General features: G+C 35.3%; 12 protein-coding genes. 11 read left to right on the top strand and 1 reads right to left on the bottom strand.

From position 1 onward, the window contains the following. Positions 1-124 precede the first annotated feature (124 nt). The 4 genes from AB3X49_RS12055 to AB3X49_RS12040 all read left to right on the top strand — a co-directional run bounded on the left by AB3X49_RS12055 (position 125) and on the right by AB3X49_RS12040 (position 3,507). Positions 125-622 (top strand): GNAT family N-acetyltransferase, encoded by a 498-nt coding sequence (locus AB3X49_RS12055; RefSeq protein ID WP_367962255.1) that lies wholly within the window; start codon positions 125-127, stop codon positions 620-622. A gap of 11 nt (positions 623-633) precedes the next feature. After that, positions 634-1,374 (top strand): M15 family metallopeptidase, encoded by a 741-nt coding sequence (locus tag AB3X49_RS12050; RefSeq protein WP_002031537.1) that lies wholly within the window; start codon positions 634-636, stop codon positions 1,372-1,374. Positions 1,375-1,397: 23 nt separating this feature from the next. Then, positions 1,398-1,844, top strand: a complete 447-nt coding sequence (locus AB3X49_RS12045) for an NUDIX hydrolase (RefSeq protein ID WP_002086031.1) — start codon at positions 1,398-1,400, stop codon at positions 1,842-1,844. Positions 1,845-2,031: 187 nt separating this feature from the next. Next, positions 2,032-3,507, top strand: coding sequence for an amidase family protein (locus tag AB3X49_RS12040; protein WP_002186056.1), 1,476 nt, complete (start codon positions 2,032-2,034; stop codon positions 3,505-3,507). 49 nt (positions 3,508-3,556) lie between these two features. On the opposite strand, the gene AB3X49_RS12035 is transcribed toward AB3X49_RS12040, so the two are convergent. Next, positions 3,557-4,774, bottom strand: a complete 1,218-nt coding sequence (locus AB3X49_RS12035) for an MFS transporter (RefSeq protein ID WP_367962252.1) — start codon at positions 4,772-4,774, stop codon at positions 3,557-3,559. 274 nt (positions 4,775-5,048) lie between these two features. Here AB3X49_RS12035 and AB3X49_RS12030 point away from each other — a divergent pair, with 274 nt between their 5' ends. The 7 genes from AB3X49_RS12030 to AB3X49_RS12000 form a co-directional block, all read left to right on the top strand. Further along, the gene (locus tag AB3X49_RS12030) at positions 5,049-5,477 is read left to right on the top strand and encodes an NfeD family protein (RefSeq protein WP_002012470.1); all 429 of its coding nucleotides are present in this window, start codon (positions 5,049-5,051) and stop codon (positions 5,475-5,477) included. 2 nt (positions 5,478-5,479) lie between these two features. Further along, entirely contained in the window at positions 5,480-6,451 is a 972-nt protein-coding gene (locus tag AB3X49_RS12025) for an SPFH domain-containing protein (protein ID WP_002012471.1), read from the top strand. A 15-nt stretch (positions 6,452-6,466) separates the two neighbouring features. After that, the gene (gene spoIIP / locus AB3X49_RS12020; protein ID WP_309243320.1) at positions 6,467-7,678 is read left to right on the top strand and encodes a stage II sporulation protein P; all 1,212 of its coding nucleotides are present in this window, start codon (positions 6,467-6,469) and stop codon (positions 7,676-7,678) included. A gap of 92 nt (positions 7,679-7,770) precedes the next feature. Continuing rightward, positions 7,771-8,352, top strand: coding sequence for a histidine phosphatase family protein (locus tag AB3X49_RS12015; RefSeq protein WP_367962249.1), 582 nt, complete (start codon positions 7,771-7,773; stop codon positions 8,350-8,352). Positions 8,353-8,367: 15 nt separating this feature from the next. Then, the gene (locus AB3X49_RS12010) at positions 8,368-9,144 is read left to right on the top strand and encodes a Cof-type HAD-IIB family hydrolase (RefSeq protein WP_002186052.1); all 777 of its coding nucleotides are present in this window, start codon (positions 8,368-8,370) and stop codon (positions 9,142-9,144) included. A 147-nt stretch (positions 9,145-9,291) separates the two neighbouring features. After that, entirely contained in the window at positions 9,292-9,837 is a 546-nt protein-coding gene (locus AB3X49_RS12005; RefSeq protein ID WP_002141418.1) for a MarR family winged helix-turn-helix transcriptional regulator, read from the top strand. 204 nt (positions 9,838-10,041) lie between these two features. Next, positions 10,042-11,145 (top strand): MFS transporter (locus AB3X49_RS12000; RefSeq protein WP_367962257.1); only part of this gene is annotated, 1,104 nt, incomplete at its 3' end.

Below are 11,145 nucleotides of genomic sequence, written 5' to 3'. Positions count from 1 at the left end.
TTGCTATAGTAATATCGAAATTTGTCTATTTATAATAGGAGAATTAGAAAGGGATTTTCGCAAAAATATAGAAAATCTTTTCACAAGGAAAATTTTTAACTAACAGAATGGGTAGGGGATTAAGGTGATACGTGAGATTAGAGTAGAAGATGCAGCATCATTTTTACAATTAAGTAAGCAATTAGATGAAGAAACGAAATTTATGTTATACGAACCAGGAGAACGAAAAACTACAGTAGAGCAACAAGAAAAGATGGTCCACCGTTTTATAGAAAATGAATATGCGACAATATTTGTAGCAGTTGAAGAAGAGAGAATAGTAGGTTTTATTTTAGTTGATGGAAATAATATTCAAAGAAAGAGACATGTGGCAGGCATTGTAATTGGCATTTTGCAAGAGTATAGTGGCCGAGGTATTGGAACGAGTTTGTTTAAAGAAGTAGAGAAGTGGGCAAGATTACATGATGTATGGCGTTTAGAATTAACGGTAATGGCCCACAATACAAGAGCTCAGGCACTATATAGCAAAATTGGATTTGAACAAGAAGGTGTCAAAAAATTTGCTCTTATCATCGATGGAAAAGGTATCGATGAGTATGAAATGGCCAAATTATTAAAATAAGAGGTCGTTATATGAAAAAAAGATGGGCACTACTTGGTATCGTAGCAATGATACTGATCATTGGAGTAGCAGGAATAAATTATAAGATGTACAAGGAGCAAGAGGCGAAGGAAGTAAATGTAAACAATATATTTCCGAAAGCTAAAGAAACGATTGCTAATATGGATGGGGATATCGCAGTCATTAGTAATCCAAGTTCGATGCTTGTACTTGTGAATAAAAATAGGCGTTTACCAGATGGGTATAGACCGCCAGATTTAGTTGTTCCGAAAGTACGTTACTCTAGTGAAGGTGATCAAGAGAAGAAAAAGATGAGGAAAGAGGCAGCGGTGGCACTTGAGGAAATGTTTCAGCAAGCCAATAATGAGCGGATTTTCCTTTTTGCAGTCTCTGGATTTAGATCTTTTGATCGACAAAAAGCATTAAATACAATGTATAAAAGACAAGATGGAGAAGCAAAGACAGCGATGTCTAGTGCAGTCCCTGGTACGAGTGAACATCAAACAGGACTAGCTATGGATATTACATCTCAATCTGCTAAATTTCAGCTAGAAACTGTTTTTGGGGAGACGAAAGAAGGAAAGTGGCTTTCTGAAAATGCCCATAAGTTTGGTTTTGTTATTCGATATACGAAAGAGAAAGAAGGGATTACCGGTTATCGTTATGAACCGTGGCATGTACGTTATGTTGGGAATCCGCAAGCTACATATTTATATGAAAACCAACTGACGATTGAAGAAGTAACGCAGTAATGAATTGAGGGGAGAGGGCTAAGATGACGATGTTATATAAGAAAAAGGTACATGCATATATTACGAGAGAAAAAGAAGGGGCTATGCAACTACTCGTTTTTAAACATCGTGATATACGAGAGGCTGGTATCCAAGTGCCAGGCGGGACGGTAGATGAAGGCGAAACGTTAGAGGCAGCAATTTTACGTGAAGTACAAGAAGAGTCAGGACTACGCCATTTTTGTATCGAGCGCTTCCTTTCTGATTACATTATTTATATGAAAGAAAAAAAGGAATATCAAAAACGTCATTTTTTCCACATTTCATTATTAACAGATGTGAAAGATACGTGGGAACATATAGTAAGTGCTGGTGAGGAAGACAAAGGTTTAGTATTTTGTTATGAATGGGTTGATATTAACAAATGCCCTGAATTAGCAGGTAAACAAGGCGAGTTTTTACATTTGTTAGAAGAGGTATATGTAAAATAATAAAAAGAGTCTGAGGCGATATTGAATTCGTTTCAGACTCTTTTTATTTCTCTGGAAATTAAAGGTTTTTAAACTGGTGAGTTGAATTTCTTTAAAGGGATTGTAGCTGTTTATGCGAGGAGCGGAGAAAATGAAAAAGTAATAGATACATGTCATATATATAAGGGCTTATAAAAGGAGAATGAAAATGGAAATTCAGTTTAATACATTATTGCAAAAAGAATTAACAATTCATGATATTCAAAAGGAAATGGAAGCTGGGAAGTTAACTTCAAAAGAACTAGTCATGTATTATCTTCATAGAATCGCAAAGTATGACCAAGATGGACCGAAAATCAATTCTATTTTAGAAATCAATCCAGATGCTATCTTTATTGCAGAAGCGTTAGATTATGAAAGAAAGACAAAAGGTGTAAGAGGTCCATTACATGGTATACCTGTTTTACTTAAGGATAATATTGAAACGAATGACTCGATGCATACAAGTGCTGGTACGATTGCCCTGGAACAAAATATAAGTAGTGAAGATGCATTTCTCGTTACGAAACTGAGAGAAGCAGGAGCAGTAATAATAGGAAAGACCAATATGACAGAATTAGCAAATGCAATGTCATTTGAAATGTGGGCTGGATATAGTGCAAGAGGTGGGCAAACAATAAACCCTTACGGTACAGGTGAGGATGATATGATTGTTGGCGGCTCAAGTACAGGGTCTGCTATAGCAGTTGCTGCTAACTTTACTGTATTATCCGTTGGAACAGAGACAGATGCTTCTATTTTAAGTCCAGCTGTTCAAAACTCGGTTGTAGGTATTAAGCCGACTGTTGGGTTAATTAGTCGTAGTGGAATTATTCCTTTCACTTATTCACAAGATACAGCTGGGCCATTTGCTAGAACGGTAACGGATGCTGCAATTCTATTAGGGAACTTAACGGGAGTGGATGAGATGGATGTAGCCACTCATAAAAGTGAAGGAATGGCATATCAAGATTATACACCTTATCTCGATGTAAATGGATTAAAGGGAGCAAAGATTGGCGTATTTAACAATGCTCCAAAAGACTATTACGAAAATGGTGAGTACGATGAAAAATTGTTTGAGGAAACGATCCAAGTATTACGTAGTGAGGGAGCGACAGTAGTAGAAGATATTGATATTCCGTCTTTTCATAGGGAATGGAGTTGGGGAGTTCCACTTTATGAGCTGAAGCACAGCTTGGATAACTATCTTTCTAAATTACCTTCTACTATTCCAGTACATTCTATTTCGGAGTTAATGGAGTTTAATAAAAACATAGCAGAAAGAGCTTTGAAATATGGACAAACTAAGTTAGAAAGAAGAAAAGATTTTCCTAATACGTTAAGAAATCCAGAATATTTAAACGCAAGATTAGAAGATATATTTTTTTCGCAAAAACAAGGTATTGATTTTGCGTTGGAAAAATATAACCTGGATGCGATACTGTTCCCTTCTTATATAGGATCTACTATATGTGCGAAAGCAGGTTATCCGTCTATAGCAATGCCTGCGGGATATATGGATAATGGGAGGCCTTTTGGAATTACTCTTGCAAGTGCTGCTTTTAGTGAAGGGGCATTAATTAAACTAGCATATGCTTTTGAACAAGCGACAAAACATAGGAAGATTCCCAACTTGTCATGAATAGAATAAACAAAGAGGACAGGAATTCCTGTCCTTTTTGTTTTAATGATTAAAGTGAAATATCTTTCTGCTCCGTCTTCTGATATTTTAATAAGTTAAAGGATAAACAAGCAGAACATAAAATAAGAAAAGCGGCGATAATATAAATAGTACGAACGCCGAACATATCAGTAATAATTCCAACGCTAAGCATAGAAAGACCAGAAGCTGTCGAGAGAAGTGCACCATGAGCTGTATACATCTTCGATAATAAAGAAGGAGTGACGCTTGATTGTAAAACCGTCGTTTGAGAAATATCTCTAATTTGATAACATGGCCCCATTAGAACACAAAGAAATAGAGCAATAAATCCGCTACTTGTCATACCATATAAAAATGTAAGAATACTAAACATAAGAGAGCCTATCGCCATGGAGCGTATTAAATTTTTTTGAATATATGTACTCATTTTCCACGCTAATATCCCACCAATTAATGTGCCGACGTAATAACTTGTGTTAATATATCCCCACCAATCTTCGCCTTTATGAAGAACAGTCGTTACATATGCCATCGTAATAGCACCGATCCATATCGTCCCTGCGAAAGTTTCAATTAAGTCCATAATTGTAACGATGCGCAGAGACGGGTGTTGAAATAACAGTTTCCATCCTTCTAATAATGCAGTAGTTTTCGAAGAAGTGGGTTCTGCTACTCGTTCAGCTTGTATAGATTGTAATGAAAGGTGTAATGTAATACATCCGAAAATCATCAATATGTTATTAATCATGAGTGTCGAAGTAACGCCAATGAGAAGAACAATTATGCTTGTAAATGAGTATGCAGCGGCTTGTATAATTTGTGTTGAAAAGGAAAAGACACTATTTACTTTTACTAATTTTTCTTGTGGTGTTAAGCGCGGGATAACGGCGTATAGTAGAGGAGCGCTCCAGCCACTACATAATGAAATGAAAATAACAAAAGTTAAAAGAGCAGAAATGTTTGTTGATAGTATAGGAAATAATATCATTAACAATATTAAAAGAGCTGTTTTAATCCATTGTAGAGTATATAGCAATGAATAAGATGGAAACCGATTCATTATAAGTGGTGCAGAGGTGTTCGCGATAAGATTTGTGATAACCTGTAATAATGGAAAAAGAGCAGTAATTGTAGCTGATCTAGTTGTGATATAGACGTGAGTTGTAATAATCATTATGTATACAATGTCAGCGAGAGTAATGCATATTTTGGAGCCCAAATAGTAAGTTAGTGAACGTTTAGGCAATAAGAATACCACCTTTCAAATCAATACTGCTTTTAATTTTAATTATTATAATCTGTAAGTTATATTTTTGAAAGAATTAAATTTTTTGTCATTTTTTGAAAGGGATTTTCGTGTATAATGAAGAATATATTAATATAGCATTTTATTAATGCTTGTTGTAACAGCGAATACATATAATAGCTTGTAGCAAACGCCCCCTCTATGAGAAAGGGCGGATAAACCATTCTTTTCTTCATATACATATAGAAAATGAGAAAGAAAGTGAGGGTTGCATATGGCTGGATGGGTGATTTGGTTTATAATAGCGGGTATTTTATTTATTGCAGAAATGTTGTCGATTACGTTTTACATGCTTTGGCTTGGAATTGGAGCTGTTGTCGGAGGTCTTATTGCTTTGTTTGCTCCTGATGCACTATTTTTACAAGTTGTTGTTGGGGCGATTGTAAGTTTAACATTGACTTTCTTTACGAAAAGAATTTCTAAAAACTTTCGAGAAGCAAAAGGTTTTACTGATACAGTAGATAAACTTGTTGGTAAAAAGGGAATTGTTATGCAAACGATTACAAGCGAAGTGAACGGTATTGTGAAAGTGGATGGAGATACTTGGACAGCTATTTCGGATACTCCTATTGATGCTGGAGAAAAAGTCGTTGTTATACAGAGGCATAGTACTATTTTACAAGTGAAAAAGGAGAGTGAATAAATATGGCAGTAGCATTAACGTTAACGATTATTTTCGCATTGATTGTCGTTGTATTTATTGCATTGACAATTAAAATTATTTCTCAGCAAAAAGTTGGGGTCGTTGAAAGGTTTGGTAAATTTCAACGGATTATGCACCCAGGATTAAATATTCTAATCCCAATTGTAGACCGCGTTCGTGTATATCACGATTTACGTATTCAACAAACGAATGTACCACCACAAAAGGTAATAACGAAAGATAATGTACAAGTAGAAATTGATACAATTATTTTCTATCAAATTGTTGAACCAGAGCTTGCGACATATGGTATTTCAAACTATGAATATGGTGTTCGTAATATTACATCTGCAACAATGCGTCAAATTATTGGTAAAATGGAGCTTGATGAAACATTATCAGGTCGTGAAAAAATTTCAACAGAAATTCGTTTAGCACTTGATGAAGCGACAGAAAAATGGGGCGTTCGTATTGAGCGTGTCGAAATAGTCGATATTAATCCACCAAAAGATGTGCAAGTATCAATGGAAAAACAAATGAAAGCAGAACGTAATAAACGTGCGATCATTTTAGAAGCTGAAGCAGCGAAACAAGATAAAGTCCTTCGTGCTGAAGGGGAAAAACAAAGTAAAATTTTAATGGCTGAAGGGGATAAAGAAGCACGTATTCGTGAAGCGGAAGGTATACGAGAAGCGAAAGAATTAGAAGCGCAAGGGGAAGCAAGAGCGATTGAGGAAATTGCAAAAGCAGAACAAAATCGAATTGAGTTACTTCGTGCAGCAGATTTAGATGAGCGCGTACTTGCTTATAAATCATTTGAATCATTGATTGAGGTTGCAAAAGGACCAGCGAATAAAGTCTTTATTCCGTCTAATGCAATTGAAACACTTGGTACTCTTGGGGCAATTGGGGAAATCTTTAAAGAGAAACAAACGAAGAAATTACCTTCGTCAGATACAGAAAAAGAACAATAAGAGTGAGGAAGAGAAATGGGATGCCATTTCTCTTTTTTTTTTGCGTATATTACGAAAGGCTTGTACATATCCATGTATAAAGAAGGTGATACAGTGAAGAAGTATGCAACCCGTATACATGGGAAGAAACTAATCTCGTTACTCTTTCTATATGCACTAGTCATAATTATTATTGCGTCGATTTTGACGTCGCTTTTACATACAATGAAATCGAATTACGCGAATCAATGGTTTGGAAAAGTATCGATGCAAGGTTTTGTTCAAATGCTAGAAAGTGAGAATCGCTATTACGGATTTGATTATTTTAAGCAGAATAAAAGGGAGTCATTTGGAAATTTAATGTTCTCGATTGCGACGGATTTGAAAATTAAAGATTTAAGAACGTTTGTCGGTAAAGAAGTGCCTGGTATGTCAAAGTATTACTCTAACATTATCGTAGCTGGGGAAGGGACAAACTTTACGAATATCCCAAATGAATCTAGTGTACCGATTGAAGAAGTAACGAAAGAGCGAGAAGTAGCAAAAGATAAAGTTACAGAAGCTGAAAAGAATAATCCGGTTCAGAAAAAGAACGGAGCGAAAAAAGGTGAAAGCGCAGTATATATTTATCATACACATAGCTGGGAATCTTTCTTTCCGTTATTACCAGGGGCTACCGATCCATCAAGTCCAGATGTAAATGTGTCCTTACTAGGGAAACGTATGAAAGAACAACTTGAAGGACAAGGAATTCCGGTAGTTCATGATAAAACGAATATGGGGGATTTATTAGCGAGTAAAAAATGGAAATGGCCGCAATCATATAAAGCGTCTCATGAATATGTAAAAGAAACATTAGCACAAAATAATAAAATTGCGTTTCCGATTGATATACACCGTGATGATCAGCGGAAGAAGGTAACAACAAAAGTAATTAACGGGAAATCGTATGCAAGATTATATTTTATAATTGGGATGGAAAATGAAGGGCGTGCTGAAAATGAAAAAATTGCAAGAGCAATCAATAGTTATTTAGATGAAAACTATTACGGATTAAGCAGAGGAATCTTTCCAAAGTATAAAAAAGATGGAAATGGCGTTTATAATCAAGATTTATCTAAAAATGCGATGTTAATTGAAGTTGGTGGTGTTGATAATACATTAGATGAATTATATAACACAATTGATGTGTTGACGGAAGCGTTTAGTAAGTATTATTGGAATGATGCAGAGAAAGTGAATGGATGAGGGGCGGGAAACCGTTCCTTTTTTTGTTATATAAAGTTAAGAATGTGATATAATGGAATTTTGTGAATGTTAAACAAGGGAGCGGAAGAAACATGCAAATACTACTAATACGCCACGGTGAATCAGAAGCAGATATTTTAAATGTACATGAAGGTCGAGCTGACTTTGAATTAACAGAAAAGGGAAGACAGCAAGTACAAAGACTTGTACAGAAAGTGAAAGCAGATTTCCCGCCAGATTTCATTTGGGCAAGCACATTAAAACGTGCTCGCGAAACTGGTGAAACATTAGCAGAAGGAATTGGGTGCCCAATTCAACTAGAAGAAGAATTAATGGAGTTTAATAATGGGGTACAAGCAGGGTTATCATTTGAAGAAGCGAAAAAATATCCCGAGCCAAAGTTTCTTCATGACCGGTTTGAAAACGGGGAATCATTTATTGAATTTAGAATGAGAATAGAAGGAATTTTTTCTAAAATCGTGACAGAGAATACATATGACCGAATTGCAATTGTTGCACACGGTGGTGTAATAAATAGTATTTTACGAGCGTTTTTCCAAATGCCAATTAGCATGGACTATTATTTTAAAATGGGAGATACGGGAATTAGTTTGATTGAACTTACGGATAAACAGAAAACTATTCATTTTATAAATGATACAAATCATTTATAGGGAATGTAAGAGGATATGTACAAAGTTGTATTTTTTGATGTGGATGGTACTCTTTTAAGTGAGATTGATAGAAGTATGCATGAAAGCACAAAAGAAGCGATACAAAGGTTAATAGATAAAGAAATTCACGTAGTTGTTACAACAGGGAGACCATATAGTTTATGCTCACAATTTAAAGAGCTGGGCATAAATACGTTTATTTCTGCAAATGGTGCACATATAAAATGTGCTGATGAAGTTATACATAAATCGGTACTTTCAAGTGGAATTGTTCATGATATTTCAAATTTCGCTGAATTACATGGTCACAGTGTTTCTTATTTTACAGAGGAATTTGTAATGAATGGTATTGCCTCAAAAGACGAACGTGTAATACGAGCATTAAATGAAACGTTAAATTTAGAGCGGTATCCTGACAAAGTTAGAAACTTATCAGAAGAGATTTATTGTGTATGTCTGTATGCTGATGAAACAGAAGCTCAAAAATTCTTTGAAAGATATCCAGCACTTACGTTTGAACGTTTTCATGGTTACGTTATGAATGTGTTGGAAGATAGTAAAGTATCGAAGCTAACTGCAATTCAAAAGGTATTGGAACATCTGAAAATTTGTAAATCAGAAGCAATTGCTTTTGGTGACGGTGGAAATGATGTTGAGATGTTACAGTATGTAGGACTAGGAATTGCGATGGGGAATGGTGGAGAAGAGTTAAAAACAAGAGCAGATTTCGTTACAAAGAAATCAAGTGAAGGTGGCATTTCTTTTGCTTTAAAAGAGTTTGGGATTATTTAGAAATATTAGTTAGTCAGTGTGAAAAATCCTGTTTTAAAAACAGGATTTTTTTGTCTAACAATATTCTTGCAATAGAAGGAAGAAAATGAGTATAATAAAAAGTAGTTAGGTAAGCTAATTAAATAAAAGAAAGGAGAGTGAAAATGAATGGATTCAAAAAAAGATGCTCTTCCTTTAGGGATTGAGCCTTATGCAGAGTTAATAAAAAAGACAGCATCAGCGGATACGGATCCAATCGCAGCAAAACTTGGTTTGTTAATGTTATGGACGTCTGATAATGTTCTAGATGCAGTTGACGTAGATTTAGCTCCGCTTGGTATTTCAGAAAGTAAATTAGATTTTTTACTGTTGTTTATTTTGCGTGAAATGGAATCGAATGGGGGAGAAGTGAACATGAGCCCTTCGGATATTGCGAGCCGATTAGGGATTACACGTGCTTCTGTCACTGGCTTATTAGATTGGATGGAGAAACGAGAGTTAATCGTAAGATTCAATCATTCTGAAGATCGAAGAAGATTAAAGGTGAAAATTACTCCGAAAGGAAAAGAACTAGTTGCGCATTCTTTACCGACTTTTTGGTTATCTTGCGCGTCGTTAGTTGATGACTTTAGTCAAGAAGAGCGTCAAACTTTAGAGAAGCTATTAAATAAAATGCAAGTAACTATGCAGAAGAAATTAGGAGAAGGCAGATAAAGAAGTTGATTGTGTGAGTCAACTTTTTTATTTAGACATATAATTAGGTTGCCTTATTATATGTCTAGCTAATTTGATAAAGGGTGGTGATATGTCTTTTAACGTAAACAAATTAAGTAAGTGTTAAAGGAATGTCGTTTTGAGTAGTTTACTTTAGATGTTTTAAACCGATGGGGAAAATCATTGTAAGGGGGAGATTTTATGATGGAAATATCAAAAGAAGTAAATAGTGAAAGGAATTACACAATAATGACAGCGGTGTTATGTTGGGCGGGCATGGTAGTTATGTCCAGCCTATATGTGACGATTCCTTTAACCGCTCTATTTTCAGACCTTTTTAAGGTTTCATTAGCACAATCTGCGGCTACAGGCAGTATATTTTCTGTTGGCTTTGCTATAGGTTGTTTGTTATTTGGGGCAATCTCTGATAAATATGGGAGAAAAAAAGTGATCTTTATTGGACTGCTTGCACTGTCGATTGTTTCTTTTTTCTTAGGGATTGTGGATAGTTTATTTTGGCTTGTTATTCTTCGAGGGTTACAGGGGATAGCAGCAGCTACATTTTCTCCAGTAGCGTTAGCTTACGTTGTAGAAATGTTTCCATTAGAAAAAAAGGTTACAACAATAGGGTTTGTTAGTACCGGTTTTTTAGTAGCTGGAATTGCAGGGCAAGTAATAAGTACAGCTGTTAGTCAGCATTTTGGATGGCATATGGTGTTCTTTCTTCTTAGTATTGTCTATATCATTACTGCTGTATTGGTTCATTATTCTCTTCCGAAAGGGGAAATGTCTCAATCCAATACTGATATTTTGGGACCAATTAAACAGATGGGTAAAGTTTTTACACATAAAAGCTTAGTATTGAGCTATATGATTGCATTTGTTTTATTAATGGCTTTTGTTAACATGTATACTGTTTTAGGGAATTATTTGAGCAGTCCTACTTACAATTTAACTCCAGAACAAATTCTTTATTTTCGCTTAGCGGGGCTATTTGGTATGTTGCTGTCACCACTTGCGGGTCGTTTAACAAAGAGGTTCGGAGTAAGGCAAGTTCTTCAGGGCGGATTGTTGGTCGCTATTTTTAGTTTAAGTTCAATGGGCTTTATTTCGAACCTGCCGCTACTTGTAATGATGAGCATCTGTTTTGTAATAGGTATTGCTATATCCGTTCCATCGTTAGTTTCTCTTGTTGGCCAATTAGGAGGGGAAGCAAGGGGAATAGCAGTTTCTATTTATACATTTATTTTATTTTTAGGAACTAGTATAGGACCTATTATTTCTATTTATCTTATGAAAATAGGAGAC

Source organism: Bacillus sp. C30, assembly GCF_040838255.1.
Classification (GTDB): Bacteria; Bacillota; Bacilli; order Bacillales; family Bacillaceae_G; genus Bacillus_A; species Bacillus_A mycoides.
This window is presented reverse-complemented; position numbering and strand designations above follow the sequence as displayed.

Excerpts from the sequence above, each read along its gene's own strand:
- AB3X49_RS12050 (WP_002031537.1), top strand. The coding sequence starts at position 634 with ATGAAAAAAAGATGGGCACTACTTGGTATCGTAGCAATGATACTGATC.
- AB3X49_RS12045 (WP_002086031.1), top strand. The coding sequence starts at position 1,398 with ATGACGATGTTATATAAGAAAAAGGTACATGCATATATTACGAGAGAA.
- AB3X49_RS12040 (WP_002186056.1), top strand. The coding sequence starts at position 2,032 with ATGGAAATTCAGTTTAATACATTATTGCAAAAAGAATTAACAATTCAT.
- AB3X49_RS12030 (WP_002012470.1), top strand. The coding sequence starts at position 5,049 with ATGGCTGGATGGGTGATTTGGTTTATAATAGCGGGTATTTTATTTATT.
- AB3X49_RS12025 (WP_002012471.1), top strand. The coding sequence starts at position 5,480 with ATGGCAGTAGCATTAACGTTAACGATTATTTTCGCATTGATTGTCGTT.
- spoIIP (WP_309243320.1), top strand. The coding sequence starts at position 6,467 with ATGGGATGCCATTTCTCTTTTTTTTTTGCGTATATTACGAAAGGCTTG.
- AB3X49_RS12015 (WP_367962249.1), top strand. The coding sequence starts at position 7,771 with ATGCAAATACTACTAATACGCCACGGTGAATCAGAAGCAGATATTTTA.
- AB3X49_RS12010 (WP_002186052.1), top strand. The coding sequence starts at position 8,368 with ATGTACAAAGTTGTATTTTTTGATGTGGATGGTACTCTTTTAAGTGAG.
- AB3X49_RS12005 (WP_002141418.1), top strand. The coding sequence starts at position 9,292 with ATGGATTCAAAAAAAGATGCTCTTCCTTTAGGGATTGAGCCTTATGCA.